Here is a 15,780-nt window from a genome sequence, read left to right on the forward strand (position 1 = left end):
CACCTCCCCCGCCGCCGGTGACGCTGCCGGACGGCCCAATCGACCAGTCGACGCTCTCGCGGGCGCAGAAGGCGCTCCTGGCGCTGTCGGACGACGTCGCCGCCCAGCTCGCCGAGGACCACGGGGTCTGCGTCCGTCCGATCGCGCTGCGGCGGATCGAGCTGTCCACCGGCCGCGTTGACGTCGTCCCGGTGCCCTGTGGGTCGACGCGGGAGGACAAGTGCCGCCCGTGCGCGGAGAAGGCCCGGCGGTTGCGGATGGTCCAGTGCCGCCAGGGCTGGCACCTCGAGGACGAGCCCGTCACCGCGCCAGCTGATCCGACGGACGCGCAGAAGGAGCTGATGGCCGTCCGGGCAGACCGCCACGCCGCGCACGCCCTCGCTCGTGAGGCCGGGGACGAGACCGAGTGCGAGAACATCGCCGACACTGTCGCCGAGATCGACGCGGAGTTGCGCGCCCTCGGTGTCCGGGGCCGCCTCTCCCCGCTCGACCCGCCGGACCGGCTCCCGATCAAGCGCTCTACCCGCCGCCGGCAGGACGCGCCCAACCTGCCGCGCCGGCCTGTCGAGAACCGCACCGTCGGCACGATCTACGGCGGGAAGTACCGCCCGTCCACGTTCCTCACGCTGACACTCGACAGCTACGGCCGCGTCGACAAGCACGGCGCCGCCATCGACCCGGACCGCTACGACTACCGCCGCGCCGCACGCGACGCGATCCACTTCCCCAAGCTGCTCGACCGGTTCTGGCAGAACACCCGCCGCTGCGTCGGCTGGGACGTCCAGTACTTCGGCACCGTCGAACCGCAGAAGCGTGGAGCCCCGCACTTCCACGCGGCGATCCGGGGCACGATCTCCCGCTCCGAACTCCGCACGATCGCCGCCGCCACGTATCACCAGGTGTGGTGGCCGGCCCACGACGTCGCGGTCTACAGCGGCGACCACGTGCCGCGCTGGGACGCCCTCGCCGTCGCCTGGGTCGACCCCGACACCCGCGCCCCGCTCCCGACCTGGGATGAAGCCACCGACCCCGACGCCCTCGACGCCCCGGCGCATACGGTGACCTTCGGGGAGCAGGTCCACGTGAAGGGCATCCTCGGCGGCACCGAAGAAGCCGGCCGCCACATCGGCTACCTCACGAAATACCTCACCAAGTCCGTGGGCCAGGCCGCCGGCCTCGACGAGCACGCCACCACCCGACAGCGCGCACACGCCCGCCGCCTGGCCGCCGAGCTCGCGGTCACCCCCTGTTCGCCGCGGTGCCCGATCTGGCTCCTGTTCGGAGTCCAGCCCAAGGGCGCCCGCTCCTCGATGGTCCCCGGGGTCTGCAAGGGCAAGGCCCACCGACCCGAACACCTCGGCATCGCAGGACGGCGCGTCCTGGTCTCGCGGAAGTGGTCCAACAAGAGCCTGGCCGACCATCGCGCGGAGCGGTCGACCTTCGTTCGGCAACTGCTCGCGAAGGCCGGCGTGCAACCCGCCTACGCCGTGGATGACGGGCCGTTCGAGTGGGAGACCACCAAGCCCGGCGACCCCGACGTTCCCTCCCGGCCCGTCCTGCTGCTCCACGCGATCCATCAACGCCAACGCTGGCGCGCCGACTACGACGCCGCGGTCCTGGCCACCACAGAACCTGACACTGACGACTGTTCGGCAACCGAGAGCGAGGCAGCATGAGCCGGGCCAACGAGCGGCTGACCGTCGCCGAGCTGTGTGCCGACCTCGGTATCTCGCGATCGACCTTCTACGAGTGGCGGGCCAAGGGCCGCGCCCCCCGCTGCATCAAGCTCCCGAACGGTGATCTCCGCATCCGCCGGACCGAGCTGGACCGCTGGCTCGACGACCGCGAAGAAGCCGCCTGATGGACACCTCGTACGACGTCAAGATCTGGAAGACAGAGGTCTACACCGGCGCCCGGAAGACCACCTATCGCGTCCGGTGGACGGTCGCTGGCCGCCCGTTCAAGGAGTCCTACAGCACCGCTGCGCTCGCCGACTCGGTCCGATCCGACCTGGTCACCGCTGCCCGTCGCGGTGAGGCGTTCGAGGTCGAGTCCGGCCAACCGGTCTCGGTGGTCCGCAACGACCGCAAGGTCTCCTGGTTCGACTTCGCTCGGGAGTACTCGGCGATGAAATGGCCGCACCTGGCTCCGAACTCGCGTCGCAACACGGCCCGCGCTCTCACGAACGTGACGCTCGCGCTGCTCACCACCGACCGGGGCCGGCCGGACGACGAGGTCCTGCGGAAGACGCTCACGGCCTGGGCGTTCAACCACCGCACCGACCCGGCCGAGGCGTCCGACGACGTGTGTAGCGCCCTCACGTGGCTCTCGCGCAGCACGCGGCACGTCGGTGACCTCGGGCAGCCGACCGTGGTCCGTGGCGCCCTCGACGCCCTCACGCGTAAAGCTGACAAGACGACCGCAGCGCCGGCCACGATCCAGCGGCAACGTGGTGTGCTGGTCAACGTCGGCGAGTACGCAGTCGAGCGGGGTCTCCTCTCCCGCAACCCGGTGACGGCCCTGGCCTGGAAGGCACCTCGGACGGTCAAGAGCGTCGACAAGCGCGTGGTCGTCAACCCTGGCCAGGCACGCGGTCTCCTCGATGCCGTCCGCACGCAGAAGCCCAGCGGGCAGCGTCTGGTGGCCTTCTTCGGGGCGCTCTACTTCGCGGGCCTGCGCCCGGCCGAGGCCGCGACGCTGCGGACGTCGAACCTGTCCCTCCCCGCGGAGGGCTGGGGTGAGCTGCTGTTGGAGGCCTCCACACCGTCGGCCGGCGCCTCCTGGACCGACTCGGGTCAGCGCCGCGAGGAACGTCAGCTCAAGCACCGTGCCCGCGGTGAGACCCGCGTCGTCCCGTGCGCGCCCGAGCTGGCGGCACTCCTTCGCGAGCACCTCGACGCGTTCGGCAACGGCCCGGACGGGCTGCTGTTCCGTGGTCTGCGTGGCGGTCAGCTCTCGGAGAGCACCTATTGCCGGGTCTGGCGGAAGGCGCGTGTGGACGCCCTGGGCGAGGACGAGGCCCGGACACCTCTGGCTCGGCGGCCCTACGACCTCCGGCACGCCGCCGTCTCGACATGGCTCAACGCGGGCGTTCCGGCCACCCAGGTCGCCGAATGGGCCGGGCACAGCGTCGCCGTCCTGCTGCAGATCTACGCCAAGTGCATGGCCGGCCAGGAGGACGCCGCCCGCCAGCGCATCGCGACCGCTCTCGGCGGTCAAACTTTGGCGCGTATTGGGCGTGAGCAGTCGGAGGACGCCGGATCCGACCGGAGACAGCCGGACAGCACCGGAGCGGGCGAGTGAGCGTCTTCGCAGCTCAGGAGCATGATCACCCTGGTGCGGCCCGGTGCCCCCGGTGGGATTCGAACCCACACTGTGACCCTTTTAAGGGGCCTGCCTCTGCCGGTTGGGCTACGGGGGCGTGGGGTGCAGCCAACGGGCGGCACCCCACGCCTCCGGGACGTCCTCAGGCCCCGCTGGTGACCTTCTGCTCCGCCGGCAGGTCGGCCTCGTCGGCCTCGACGGCGGGCAGGGGCCGCGGCTGGGGCGGGCCGGCGACGCGGCTGAACTCGGCGCGGGGCTCGTGGATCTGGCCGAGCGCTACGACCTCGCGACCGAGCACGAGGGCGCCGGTCCAGTCGAAGACGATCCGGATCCGCCGGTTCCAGGTGGGCATGCGGCTGACGTGGTAGGTGCGGTGCATGAACCAGGCCACGATGCCGCGGAGCTTGATGCCGTAGATCTCGGCGACGCCCTTGTAGAGCCCGAGGCTCGCGACCGAACCGGCGTAGGAGTGCCGGTACTCGGTGAGCTTGCGGCCGCGGATGTGGGCGGCGAGGTTGTCGGCGAGGACCTTGGCCTGGCGGACGGCGTGCTGGGCCGAGGGGCTGGTGCGGGCCTCGGGGTCGTCCTTGGACAGGTCGGGCACCGAGGCGCAGTCACCGGCGCTGAAGACGTCGGGCATGCCGACGACCTGGAGCATGGCGGTGCAGTCGACGCGGCCGCGGGCGTCGCGGGGCAGGTCGGTGTTCTCGAGCATCGGGCTGGGTTTGACGCCTGCGGTCCAGATGATGGTGTCGGCGTCGAAGGACTGGCCGTCGTCGAGCTCGACGTGGCCGTCGACCATGGAGACGACGCGGGTGTCGAGGTTGACCTCGATGTCGGCGTCGAGGAGGCGTTCGACGGTGTAGCGGCCGAGGGTGGGGCCGACCTCGGGCATGATCCGGGCGGAGGCCTCGACGAGGACCCAGCGGATGTCCTCGCGGTTGACGTTCTCGTAGTACTTGCTGGCGTGGCGCGCCATGTCGGCGAGTTCGGCGAGGGCCTCGATGCCGGCGTAGCCACCGCCGACGACGAGGAACGTCAGCAGCTTGCGACGCATCCGCGGGTCGGTGGTGGTGGCCGCGGCGTCGAGCCGCGACAGGACGTGGTTGCGCAGGTAGATGGCTTCGCCGACGGTCTTGAAGGCGATGCCGCGCTCGGCGAGCCCGGGGACGGGCAGGGTCCGGGCGACGGAGCCGGGGGCGACGACGAGGACGTCGTAGCCGATGGTCGTCGTGGTGCCGCTGACGAGGTCGACCGCGACCTCGCGCTTCTCGTGGCTGATGGCGGTGACGCGGCCGTTGACGTGGTGGCACTTGCGCAGGACGCGGCGCAGCGGCACGACGACGTGGCGGGGTTCGATGGACCCGGCGGCCGCCTCGGGGAGGAAGGGCTGGTAGGTCATGTGGGACTGGGGGTCGATCACCGTGATGTCGGCCTCGCCGCGGCGAAGCTTCTTCTGCAGGCGCAGGGCGGTGTACATGCCGACGTAGCCACCGCCGACGATGACGATCCTGGTGGTCCGAGCCATGCCCCAATGCTCCCACCCGAGCTGCTCAGGACGAAACCAGAACGACCGATCGTGTTAGGGCACACCCCTGTGATGGTCAAGACGCCCATTCGGGTGAACATAGGGACAACGGGTGGTGGTCAGCCGGCGAGGATTCCCGCGGCACGCCCGGCCGCCGTGAGCACGTCCTCGAGCATCGACGACGTCAGCGTCCCGGTGAAGGTGTTCTGCTGGCTCACGTGGTAGCTGCCGAAGAGCCGCAGCGTTCCGGCCTCTCCGGTCAGGTCGACCTGGGCGCCGTGCCCGAACTTCGGTCGCGGCCGCGGCACGGTCCAGCCGTTGGCGTGGAGGACTGGCAGGAGCGACTGCCAGCCGAAACCGCCGAGGACGACGACGGCGCGCAGGTGGGCGGCGAGCAGGGCGAGCTCGGCGTCGAGCCAGCGCCGGCAGGTGTCGCGTTCCTCGGGCGTGGGCTTGTTGGCGGGCGGGGCGCAGCGCACGGGCGCGGTGATGCGGGTGCCGACGAGGGTGAGGCCGTCGTCCGCGGAGACGGCGGTGGGCTGGTTGGCGAGACCGACGGCGTGCATGGCGGCGTAGAGGAAGTCGCCGGAGCGGTCGCCGGTGAACATGCGGCCCGTGCGGTTGGCGCCGTGCGCCGCCGGGGCGAGGCCGACGACGAGCAGCGACGCGTCGGCCGGGCCGAAGCCGGGGACGGGCCGGCCCCAGTAGGTCTGGTCGCGGAACGCGGCACGCTTCTCGGTGGCCACCTTCTCCCGCCACGCGACCAGCCGGGGGCAGGCGCGGCAGCGGGTGACCTGCTCGTCGAGCAGGTCCAGCGTGGCGGGAGCGGGCACGTCAGGCGATCGAGCGGGCGATGCCGTCGAGGATGTCGTGCTCGGAGACGACGATCTCCTCGATGCCGGTGCGCGCGGCGAGCTCGTCGGCGAGGACGGAGACGATGATCGAGCCGGCCGCGATGACGTCGACCCGGCCGGGGTGCAGGGCCCCCATGGCCTCGCGCTCGGGGCGGGTCGACGTGACGAGCCGTTGGGACAGCGCATGCAGGTCGGCGCGCGAGAGCCGGGACAGGTGGACGGCGTTCGGGTCGTACTCGGGGAGGTCCTGCGCGATGCCCGACAGCGTCGTGATGGTGCCGGCGACGCCGACCCAGGTGGTGGCGCCGTCCAGGGGGACGGCGGCGAAGGCGTCGGCTAGGATGCCGGCGGCGACGTCGTGTGCGGCCGCGACCTGCTCGGCCGAGGGCGGGTCGCCGGGCAGGCAGCGTTCGGTGAGCCGGACGCTGCCGACGTCGACGGAGCGCGCGGCGCGGACGGTGGCGGTGCCGTCGTCGGCCAGGTCCCCGATGACGAGCTCGGTGGACCCGCCACCGATGTCGACGACGACGAACGGCCCGTCGGCGGGGTCGAGGTCGCCGACGGCGCCGACGAACGACAGCGTGGCCTCCTCGTCGCCGGAGATGACCTCGGCGTCGCTGCCCAGGACGTCGCGGACCATGCCGAAGAAGTCCTCACGGTTGGACGCGTCGCGGGTCGCGGAGGTGGCGACCATACGGACGCGTTCGGTCCCCTTGCGGCGCAGGATCGCCGTGTAGTCGACGAGCGCGGCGCGGGTGCGTTCGATGGCCTCGGGATCGAGGCGGCCGCTGGCGTCGACACCTTTGCCCAGGCGCACGATCCGCATCTCGCGGTGCACGTCGCGCAGGTCGAACCCGTCGGGCCCGGCGGTCACGTCGGCGACGAGCAGCCGGATGGAGTTCGTCCCGCAGTCGATGGCGGCCACGCGGGGCATCGGGTCTCCTCAGGGATCACGGACCGGTCCCGGGCAACCGTACGCGGCGCGCGGGAGCGGATCGTCCGCGGACGGCCCCGTCACCGGGTCGGCGCGGTTACCCTCGCAGCGTGGTCAGCGGAGAGCGGGGGGCCTCGGGCACACGGGGTGCCGCGGAGAAGGCCGGTGCCGCACGCACCGCGGTCCCGTCGCCGCGCCCAGCGGACGCCGGGTCGTCCGAGCACGACGAGCAGGACGGGGCGCCCCAACCCGGCGAGGCGATCGCCGGCCCGGCCGTCGTGCGCCGCCCCCGGCCGACGACCACGACGAGGCCCGCCGAGCCCGGCACCGATCTGGGCACCCACGAGGTCACCAACCAGCCTCCGCCGCTCGCCGGGTTCGACCCCCTTGCCTGCGACCCGGCCCTCGTCGACGCCGTCGAGCGCGAGGGGGCGGGCGGCGCGCTGCCGACGTTGGCGCTCCTCGGCGACAAGGTGGCGTCGGAGGAGTTCCGCGAGCACGCCCGGCTGGCCAACGAGAACTCCCCCGTCCTGCGCACCCACGACCGGTACGGCCACCGGATCGACGAGGTCGAGTTCCACCCGTCGTGGCATGCACTGATGGGGTTGTCGGTGGGCTGGGGGTTGCACGCCGCGCCGTGGCAGGCGGCACCCGGCACGGGCGCCCACGTGGCCCGCGCGGCCGGGTTCTACCTGGTCAGCCAGCTGGAGCAGGGGCACTGCTGCCCGATCTCGATGACCTACGCGTCGGTGCCGGCGCTGCGCCACGACCCGGCGCTGGCAGCGTCGTTCGAGCCGGGCCTGACGGCGCGGATGTACCAGCCGGGCCTGGCCCGCCCGGGCAGCAAGACGGGGCTGCTCGCGGGCATGTCGATGACCGAGAAGCAGGGCGGCTCCGACGTCCGGGCCGGCACGACCGTCGCCAGCCGGTCCGCCGACGGCACGTACCGGCTGACCGGCCACAAGTGGTTCACCTCCGCCCCGATGAACGACCTGTTCCTGACGCTCGCGCAGGCGCCGGGCGGGCTGACGTGCTTCGTGCTGCCGCGGGTGCTGCCCGACGGGTCGCGCAACGCGATCCGGCTGCAACGGCTGAAGGACAAGCTGGGCAACCGGTCCAACGCGTCGGCGGAGCTGGAGTACGACGACGCCGTCGGCTGGCGGCTCGGCGAGGAGGGGCGCGGCGTCGTCACGATCATCGAGATGGTGTCGATGACGCGGCTGGACTGTGTGCTCGGCGCGGCCGGGACGATCCGCGCCGCACTGTCGGAGGCGGCGCACCACGTCGCGCACCGCTCCGCGTTCGGCGAGCGGCTGGCCGACCAGCCGCTGATGCAGTCGGTGGTGGCCGACCTGGCGCTGGAGTCGGAGGCGGCGACGGCCCTCGCGCTGCGGCTGGCCGGTGCGGTCGACCGTGGCGAGACCGAGCTGCTGCGCCTCGCCCTCCCGGCGTCGAAGTACCTGGTGTGCAAGCGCACGCCGACGGTCGTGGCCGAGGCGATGGAGTGCCTGGGCGGCAACGGTTACGTCGAGGAGTCGGGGCTGCCCCGGCTCTACCGGGAGGCGCCGCTGAACTCGATCTGGGAGGGGTCGGGCAACGTCACGGCACTCGACGTGCTGCGCGCCGTCACGAAGGAACCGGACTCGGTCGACGCGGTCCTGAAGGAGATCGACGCGGCGGCCGGCGCCGACTCGTGGTTCGACCGGGCACGCACGGAGCTGCGGACGGAGCTGCGCTCACGTGAGCAGCGCACCGCGCGGCGGCTCGCCGAGCTGCTGGCCCTGTGCCTGCAGGGGTCGCTGCTGCTGCGCCACGCCCCCGAGGAGGTGTCGACGGCGTTCGTCGCGTCCCGCTTCCTGCCCGACGGGCCGTGGCGCACCGCCGGGACGTTGCCCGCGTCGGCGCACACCGAGGCGCTGCTGGAGCGGGTCAGCCCTCGTCGCTGACGCAGACGCAGGGGCCGGCCTTCCACCACTCGCCGACCTCGTCGAGGGCCTCGTCGCCGAACGGGTTGACGCCGCGCCCGCGGGCGAGCGCATGCCCGGCGTGGACGTGCAGGCACTTGACCCGGCTCGGCATGCCGCCCGCGCTGACGTCGGTACCGAGGGGCTCGATCGCGTCCCGCTCGGCCAGGTACGCCTCGTGGGCGCGGTGGTAGGCGGCGGCCAGCTCGGGGTCCTCGGCGAGCCGGTCGGTCATCTCCCGCATCCGGCCCTCGGCCTCCAGCGTGCCCAGGCGCGACGCGAGCCGCGGGCACGTCAGGTAGAACAGCGTCGGGAACGGGGTGCCGTCCTCGAGGCGCGGCGAGGTGGCGACGACGGTGGGCAGCCCGCACGCGCAACGGTGCGCGACCTCCCGGACCGCCCGCGGCGCCCGCCCGAGCTGGGCGGTGACGGCGGCGAGGTCGGCGTCGGAGATCGTGGGAGCGGGGGTGCCCCCCGGTACTGCGGGTGTCACTGTGCGGTCATGACTGTGCGGGAGAACCTTCCGAGACGTTGTTCCAGAGCCGCTCGAACCAGGGTTGTCCGGCGGCGAGCTCCTCGGGGCTCGGCGGTGGGACGGGCAGCTCGACGATGTAGGGCACCTCGCCGGGCTTGACGTAGCCGAGCCTGCTGCGGGCGTCGGCCTCGACCTGCGAGGGATCGGAGAGGCGGGCCCGCTGCTCGTCGAGCCTGCTGACCTCGGCGGCGATCTGCTGCTGCCGGTCCATGAGGTCCGACAGCTGCTGGCGCTGGGCGACGAAGTTGCGCAACGGCACCGCGACCGTGAGGGCCAGCGCACAGACGACGACGGCGAGCACCGCGGCGCGCCGGGTCGACGAGACGCCGAGGAACCCGGTGGTCGCCGCGACGACACCGGCCGCGCGGGAACGGCTGCGCGTGAGCTGGGGTTCGCGGGTGCGGGCCCGCCGCCCTGCGGCACCGGGCCGGGCCGGACCGGCGCCGCGGCCCCGGTCGCCCCGGGTCCGCGCGCGCTCGTCGGCCGCGGCGGGCACGTCAGCCCTGCGGCACCGCGTAGCGGGGGAAGGCCAGCTCGCCGGCGTAACGCGCGGCGTCGCCGAGGGCCTCCTCGATGCGCAGCAGCTGGTTGTACTTCGCGACCCGCTCCGAGCGCGCGGGCGCGCCCGTCTTGATCTGGCCGCAGCCGGTGGCGACGGCCAGGTCGGCGATCGTGGTGTCCTCGGTCTCGCCGGAACGGTGGCTCATCATGCAGCGGTAGCCCGCCGACTGCGCCAGCGTCACCGCGTCGAGGGTCTCCGACAGCGTGCCGATCTGGTTGACCTTGACCAGCAGCGCGTTCGCGGCGCCGCGCAGGATGCCGTCCTCGAGCCGCTCCGGGTTGGTGACGAACAGGTCGTCGCCCACGAGCTGGACCTTGTCGCCCAACGACTTCGTCAGCTCGATCCAGCCGTCCCAGTCGTCCTCGGACAGCGGGTCCTCGATGGAGACGAGCGGGAACGCGTCGACCAGCTCGGCGTACACCGCGGACAGCTCGGCCGAGGTCAGCTTCTTGCCCTCGTAGCTGTAGGAGCCCTTGTCGAAGAACTCGGTGGCCGCGACGTCGAGCGCGAGGACGACGTCGGTGCCGAGGGTGAAGCCGGTGGTCTCGATCGCGGTGGAGATGAGCTCCAGCGCGCCGCGGGTGCCGCCCTTGACGTCGGGGGCGAAGCCGCCCTCGTCGCCCAGGCCGGTGGCCAGCCCGTTCTTCTTCAGGACGGACTTCAGCGCGTGGTAGACCTCGGTGCCCCAGCGCAGCGCCTCGCGGAACGACTCGGCGCCGATCGGGGCGATCATGAACTCCTGCACGTCGACCGACGTGTCGGCGTGCGCGCCGCCGTTGAGGATGTTCATCATCGGGACGGGCAGCACGTGCGCGTTGGGGCCGCCGACGTAGCGGAACAGCTCCAGGCCCGACGACTCCGCCGCAGCCTTCGCGACGGCCAGCGACACACCCAGCAGGGCGTTCGCGCCGAGGCGGGACTTGTCGGTGGTGCCGTCGAGGTCGACGAGGCGCTGGTCGACGAGGCGCTGGTCGACGGCCTCCATGCCGGTCAGCTCGGGACCGATCTCGTCGAGCACCGCGGCGACGGCCTTCTCGACACCCTTGCCGCCGTAGCGCTTCGCGTCGCCGTCGCGAAGCTCGACCGCCTCGTGCTCGCCCGTGGACGCACCGGACGGGACCGCGGCCCTGGCCAGCGTCCCGTCGTCGAGGGCGACCTCCACCTCGACCGTCGGGTTTCCTCGCGAGTCGAGGATCTCGCGCGCGCCGACCTGCTCGATGACCGCCACCACAACTCCCGTTCCGGATTCGACTGTTGGACCCGGTGCGCCACCCTATCCGCCGCAGGGCCCGCGGCCGTGCACCGCGGGCGAGGTGTCGCGGCCGTCACCGGTGCGGGCCGCGCTGTCAAGCCTCGCGAATCCGTGCGACGGGGCCTACCGTGGAACGACCATGACGACGCCGCACGGATCAGCCGCAGAGGAGCCCGACGCAGCCCGGTCCGGGGACGTCCCCGACGTCTTCGCGTCGTTCCGCCGGGCGGAGCTGCTGCTGTCCGACCGGCGGCCGCTCGACGCCCTGCAGGCGCTCCGCCCGGTGCTCGACTGCGAGCCCGACGACGTCTCGGTGCAGCTCCTCGCCGGCCGCGCCTACTTCGACTCGGCGCAGCTGCGCCGAGTCGAACAGGCGTTCACCCGCGTCCTGGAGCTCGACCCGGCCGACCACTACGCGCGCTTCGCGCTGGGCAAGACGTTGCAACGTCAGGCGCGGCTCCCGGAGGCGTTGGCGCAGTACAAGATGGCCGCCGCCATGGACCCGCGCCCGGAGTACCAGGAAGCTCTGGGCGAGCTGCGGGCCCGCGTCGCGATGGACCGCGCCGAACCCGCCTGATCCGGGCCAGGCCGCTGATCCGGGCCAGGCCGCTGATCCGGGCCAGGCCGCGAGCGTGTCGTCAGCGCGCCCGCGCAGCCCCCATGACACCCCCGATCCCGGACCCGCCGCCGACCGTGTCACCAGCGCGCCCACCCGACGCTGATCGCACGCTGGGTGAGGAGGCGCCGGCTGCGCACCCGCCCGACCGCTCGGCCGACGAACGTGCGATCAGCGCACCCACGCAGCCCCCATGACACCCTCGATCCCGGACCTCGCGCCGACCGTGTCATCAGCGCACCCACCCCGACGCTGATCACACGCTGAACGACGGCGGCCTCGCTCGCTCCAGCCGCCCCGGACCGGCCGGCTCGCGTCGGCCGTCGAGGGCGGCGGGCGACCGCGTCGAGGCTCACGCCGCTCCTCCGCACTCCCGCGGACGTGTCATGAGCGCCCCGACCCAGCACTCACGACACCCTCGGTCCCGGACCCGCCGCCGACCGTGTCACCAGCGCGGCCACCCGACGCTCATCACACGCTCGGTGACGGTGGCCGCGCAGCCGCGCCCGGCCCCGCGCGCTCGCACAGCTCCCAGGACACACGCGCGGTGCCGGGGAGACAGCTGGTCGGACGTCCGAGCAGCGATCGTCGCCGTCGCGACCGGCGCCGCTCAGGGGGTGAAGAGGGCGCGGCCCCACCAGTCGTCGGGGCCCGTCGTCCCGGGCGGGCAGGCGTAGAGGCCCGAGCCGACGTGGCGGATGTACTCGTTGAGGGCGTCGCCGGTGCCGAGCTTGCGCTGCAACGTCACGAACTGGTCCGGGTCGCGCATGTAGGCCAGGAAGAACAGGCCGGCGTCGAGCGTGCCGGTGCGGGCGTCGATGCCGTCGGTGTACGAGTAGCCGCGGCGCAGGATGCGCAGGCCCCCGTTGTTCTCGGGCGCCGCGAGGCGGATGTGGGCGCGGTCGGCGATGACCGGGCCGTCGGGGCCGACGGCACCGAAGTCGGGGGTGTCGAACTCGTCGGTCCCGGTGAGCGGCGCCCCGGAGGTCTTGAAGCGGCCGAAGACGGCTTCCTGGTCGGCGAGCCGGTCCCGGTCCCAGGGCTCGACGAACATCCGGATCCGGCGCGCGACGAGGTAGCTGCCGCCGCCGAGCCAGCCCGCGCCGTCGCGGTCCGCGACCCAGACGTGCTGTCCGAGTGCGGCGTCGTCGGTGCCCTGGATGTTGCGGGTGCCGTCCTTGAACCCCAGCAGGTTCCGCGGTGTGCCACCGGCGTTCCCGGTCGACGACGTCTTGCCGAACCCCAGTTCGGCCCAGCGGGCGACGACGGTGCCGCGACCGAGGCGGGTCAGGTTGCGGACGGCGTGGAAGGCGACGGTGGGGTCGTCTGAGCAGGCCTGGACGGCGATGTCGCCGCCGCTGCGGGTGGCGTCGAGGAGCTCGCCGGGCAGGGCGGGCAGCGGGGCGAAGGCCGCGGGGCGGCGGGCGGCGAGGCCGAAGCGGTCGGTGCCGTCGGCGGTGGTGAACAGGCCGGGCCCGAACCCGATGGTGATCGTGAGCCGGGCGGCGGGCAGGCCGTCGGCTTCGCCGGTGTCGGCGGGCGGGAGGGCGTCGGACGGGGTGGGGCCGGGGACGGGGGCGCCGCGGGTCATGGCTTCGGCGGCCGCGGTCCACGTGGTCAGCATCGTGACGAGGTCGTCGCGGCGGGTGGTGGTGACGTCGAAGGCCGTGAACGCGAGGCGGTCCTGCACCGGGGTGGCGATGCCGGCCTGGTGCGGGCCGTGGAAGTCGACGACGTCGGTGGCGGCGACCGCCGGCGGGGCGCAGCCGGCGAGGGTCAGTGCGGCGCCGGCGGCGCCGGCCCCCGCGATGCCGTGCAGGAGTCGGCGCCGGGAGAGTTCCATGGGGGTCAGACGACCTTCCCGGCGACCTGCGACAGCGGCTCGGCGAGCGCGTTGACGGAGTCGGCGAGCGAGCGCTTGTCGGTGTCGGTCACGGCGCCGTAGTCCTGGTAGCCGTCGCCCGACCTGTACTTGGCCAGGCCCTGGGTGACGTCGGTGAACCGGGCCTCGAGCTGCTGGGCGAGGTCGGGGTCCTTGGCCGCGAGCGCGGGCTGGAGCAGCTCGAACGCCTTGCGGGCGCCGTCGATGTTGGCGGCGAAGTCCCAGAGGTCGGTGTGGGAGTAGCGGTCCTCCTCCCCGGTGACCTTGCTGGTGGAGACCTCGGTGAGCAGGTCGGACGCGCCGTTGGCGAGCTCGGCGGGCTGGTAGGTGTTCGTCGCGGCCTTGTCCTCGAGGGTCGCGACGTCGGCGTCGAGCTTGTCGGCGATCGCCGTCATGCCGTCGAGGTTCCCGTCGGCCCACAGCGCCTTCTCGATGCGGTGGAAGCCCGTCCAGCGGGTGGGGTCGTCGACGTCGTCGATGCGGGCGTCGATGGCGGGGTCGAGGTCGCCGAAGCTCTCGGCGACGGGCTCGATGCTCTCGTAGTGCACGCGGGCGGGGGCGAAGGCCTTCTCGGCGGCGGCGACGTTCCCGGCGCGGACGGCGTCGGTGAACGTCTTCGTGGCCTTCTGCAGCTGGGCGGTCTCGGAGACGACGTAGTCGTGGTAGCCCTGGGTGGCGGCGGCGAGGGAGGTGTCGGCGGCGGCGGTGGGGGCGGTGCCGCCGGTGCCGCTGACGGTGAACGTCCAGGTGTCCTTGGCGGCGCCGGGGCAGTACACGCTGTAGGTGCCGGGCTCCATGCGCAGCGAGAACGAGCTGTCGAGGCCGGCGGTGATGTTCTCCTTCTCCCCCAGGATCTTCCCGCCGCCCTGCACCTCCGCCTCGGTGACCTTGGCCGATGCCGCGTTGGTCACGGCGAAGTTCACGGGCCCGGTGGGGACGGTGGCGGGGTTCGGGCCGCAGCCCGCGTCGCTGATCTCGATGGTGACCGCGGTGGGGGCCGGGTCGCCGGGCGCGGCCTGTTGCCCGGAACCGGAGCAGGCGGAGGCGAGCAGCCCGGCGGTGGCCAGGGCGGCCACGCCGCAGGCGACGCGGGTTCGGGTGGGGGTCACGGGTCGTGCTCCTCGGTGTTTCGGCGAGACGGTGGGGTACGGGGTCAGGCCGCGGGAACGGGTTCGGGCGTGCGCCGTTTCGTGCTGGGAAGGAGTACGTAGACGAGGAGCGGAACGACGTAGACGAGCCAGACGACGACCTCGAGGAGCACCGGGTAGGGCTGGATGCCGAGAACACCGGTGAGCAGTGACGACACGGGCGTGCCGGGCAGGACGAGCCCGGACAGGTCCAGCACCCGGGTCTGGCCGACGTTGATCCAGCCGGCTTCGTGGGCGGTGTGCGCGGCCGTCGTGAGCAGCCCGCCCGCCACGATCACGAGGACGACGCCGGTGATGCGGAAGAAGCGCGCCATGTTCAGCTTCACCCCGCCGCGGTAGATGCCGTAGCCGAGCCCGATGGCGACGAGTACGCCGAGCAGGGCGCCGAGACCGGCGAGCAGCGGCGAGGTCGAGGCCTGGAACGCGGCGAGGAGGAACACCGCCGTCTCGAAGCCTTCCCGGAGCACGGCGAGGAACGCCATCACGACGAGTGCGGTCGTGGAGCCGGCGGCCAGCGCCGCCCCGGCCGACGACTCCAGTTCGGCGCGCATGTCGCGGGCGTGCGAGCGCATCCACACGACCATGTATGTGACCATCGCCACGGCGAGCAGGCCGATGACCGTCTCGAGGCCCTCCTGGGCGGCCTGCGGCAGGTCGGCGGTGACGATCTCCAGGACCACGCCGACGGTGAGGCAGATGGCGACGGCGATACCGACGCCGAACCAGACCGAGCGCAGCGCGTCGCGGCGCCCGCGGGCGACGAGGAAACTCGCGACGATGCCCACGACGAGTGAGGCCTCGAGCCCCTCGCGCAGTCCGACGATGAACGTTGCGAGCACCCGGAACCCTCTTTTCGCGACACCGGCTCCCACGGCCGGGCCACCAAAAGTTAGGTATCGCTTCAATTGCCTGTCAATAGGCTCGGATAACACCGCCGGAATACGTTCCCCGTCCTTATCGGGAATTGTCGGACCGAATATCCGAAAAGGCTCACCGAGTGGGCGGACGATCCCGTTCGGACGGTTCCGCCGGTGGTGGGGCCCAGGTCCGATCATGTGCGTCAAATGACTGATAAGTCCGATTCGCGAATTCGCCGAACGCTCCAGGCGAGATCAACCGGCGCTCGGTAACGAAACGGCACTACCGCCCCGGACACGACAGAGGCTAGCCTCGCTGCGCAC

The 15,780-nt window shown here is 72.7% G+C and carries 14 protein-coding genes and 1 tRNA gene; 5 read left to right on the top strand and 10 right to left on the bottom strand.

Going from position 1 to position 15,780, the window contains the following annotated elements; genetic code table 11:
- The first annotated feature begins 17 nt into the window (after positions 1-17).
- From AB7F12_RS19940 to AB7F12_RS19950, 3 genes are read left to right on the top strand one after another with little or no spacing between them, the layout of a single operon-like run.
- Positions 18-1,676, top strand: coding sequence for a replication initiator (locus tag AB7F12_RS19940; RefSeq protein WP_428500002.1), 1,659 nt, complete (start codon positions 18-20; stop codon positions 1,674-1,676).
- The gene (locus tag AB7F12_RS19945) at positions 1,673-1,861 is read left to right on the top strand and encodes a helix-turn-helix transcriptional regulator (RefSeq protein WP_428499968.1); all 189 of its coding nucleotides are present in this window, start codon (positions 1,673-1,675) and stop codon (positions 1,859-1,861) included. The genes AB7F12_RS19940 and AB7F12_RS19945 overlap by 4 nt, the downstream gene beginning before the upstream one ends.
- Positions 1,861-3,303: a tyrosine-type recombinase/integrase gene (locus AB7F12_RS19950; RefSeq protein WP_428499967.1), complete on the top strand. Its 1,443-nt coding sequence runs from the start codon at positions 1,861-1,863 to the stop codon at positions 3,301-3,303. Before AB7F12_RS19945 ends, AB7F12_RS19950 begins: the two co-directional genes overlap by 1 nt.
- A gap of 44 nt (positions 3,304-3,347) precedes the next feature.
- Here the strand turns inward: AB7F12_RS19950 and AB7F12_RS19955 are convergent.
- The 4 genes from AB7F12_RS19955 to AB7F12_RS19970 form a co-directional block, all read right to left on the bottom strand.
- A tRNA-Leu gene (locus tag AB7F12_RS19955) sits at positions 3,348-3,421 on the bottom strand.
- A 45-nt stretch (positions 3,422-3,466) separates the two neighbouring features.
- Positions 3,467-4,852, bottom strand: coding sequence for an NAD(P)/FAD-dependent oxidoreductase (locus tag AB7F12_RS19960; protein ID WP_428497324.1), 1,386 nt, complete (start codon positions 4,850-4,852; stop codon positions 3,467-3,469).
- Positions 4,853-4,971: 119 nt separating this feature from the next.
- On the bottom strand, positions 4,972-5,685 hold the full coding sequence (locus AB7F12_RS19965; RefSeq protein ID WP_428497325.1) for a uracil-DNA glycosylase: 714 nt from the start codon (positions 5,683-5,685) through the stop codon (positions 4,972-4,974).
- Between the two features lies 1 nt (position 5,686).
- Entirely contained in the window at positions 5,687-6,640 is a 954-nt protein-coding gene (locus AB7F12_RS19970) for an exopolyphosphatase (protein ID WP_428497326.1), read from the bottom strand.
- Between the two features lie 332 nt (positions 6,641-6,972).
- On the opposite strand from AB7F12_RS19970, the gene AB7F12_RS19975 reads away from it, so the two are divergent.
- Positions 6,973-8,586 (top strand): acyl-CoA dehydrogenase family protein, encoded by a 1,614-nt coding sequence (locus AB7F12_RS19975; RefSeq protein WP_428497386.1) that lies wholly within the window; start codon positions 6,973-6,975, stop codon positions 8,584-8,586.
- On the opposite strand, the gene AB7F12_RS19980 is transcribed toward AB7F12_RS19975, so the two are convergent.
- The 3 genes from AB7F12_RS19980 to eno are packed head-to-tail and all read right to left on the bottom strand — an operon-like array spanning position 8,570 to position 10,929.
- On the bottom strand, positions 8,570-9,097 hold the full coding sequence (locus AB7F12_RS19980; RefSeq protein WP_428497327.1) for a DUF501 domain-containing protein: 528 nt from the start codon (positions 9,095-9,097) through the stop codon (positions 8,570-8,572). The genes AB7F12_RS19975 and AB7F12_RS19980 overlap by 17 nt on opposite strands.
- Before the next feature lie 7 nt (positions 9,098-9,104).
- The gene (locus AB7F12_RS19985; protein ID WP_428497328.1) at positions 9,105-9,635 is read right to left on the bottom strand and encodes an FtsB family cell division protein; all 531 of its coding nucleotides are present in this window, start codon (positions 9,633-9,635) and stop codon (positions 9,105-9,107) included.
- A 1-nt stretch (position 9,636) separates the two neighbouring features.
- Positions 9,637-10,929 carry a phosphopyruvate hydratase gene (eno, locus tag AB7F12_RS19990; protein WP_428497329.1) on the bottom strand — a complete coding sequence of 431 codons (1,293 nt, stop codon included), beginning with the start codon at positions 10,927-10,929 and terminating at the stop codon, positions 9,637-9,639.
- 163 nt (positions 10,930-11,092) lie between these two features.
- On the opposite strand from eno, the gene AB7F12_RS19995 reads away from it, so the two are divergent.
- Positions 11,093-11,530 (top strand): tetratricopeptide repeat protein, encoded by a 438-nt coding sequence (locus AB7F12_RS19995; RefSeq protein ID WP_428497330.1) that lies wholly within the window; start codon positions 11,093-11,095, stop codon positions 11,528-11,530.
- Positions 11,531-12,179: 649 nt separating this feature from the next.
- Here the strand turns inward: AB7F12_RS19995 and efeB are convergent.
- From efeB to efeU, 3 genes are read right to left on the bottom strand one after another with little or no spacing between them, the layout of a single operon-like run.
- Positions 12,180-13,412: an iron uptake transporter deferrochelatase/peroxidase subunit gene (gene efeB / locus AB7F12_RS20000; protein ID WP_428497331.1), complete on the bottom strand. Its 1,233-nt coding sequence runs from the start codon at positions 13,410-13,412 to the stop codon at positions 12,180-12,182.
- A 5-nt stretch (positions 13,413-13,417) separates the two neighbouring features.
- Positions 13,418-14,560, bottom strand: coding sequence for an iron uptake system protein EfeO (gene efeO, locus AB7F12_RS20005; protein ID WP_428497332.1), 1,143 nt, complete (start codon positions 14,558-14,560; stop codon positions 13,418-13,420).
- Positions 14,561-14,604: 44 nt separating this feature from the next.
- Positions 14,605-15,438, bottom strand: coding sequence for an iron uptake transporter permease EfeU (efeU, locus tag AB7F12_RS20010; protein WP_428497333.1), 834 nt, complete (start codon positions 15,436-15,438; stop codon positions 14,605-14,607).
- Between the last annotated feature and the right edge of the window lie 342 nt (positions 15,439-15,780).

Source organism: Pseudonocardia sp. (assembly GCF_050250275.1).
GTDB lineage: Bacteria > Actinomycetota > Actinomycetes > Mycobacteriales > Pseudonocardiaceae > Pseudonocardia.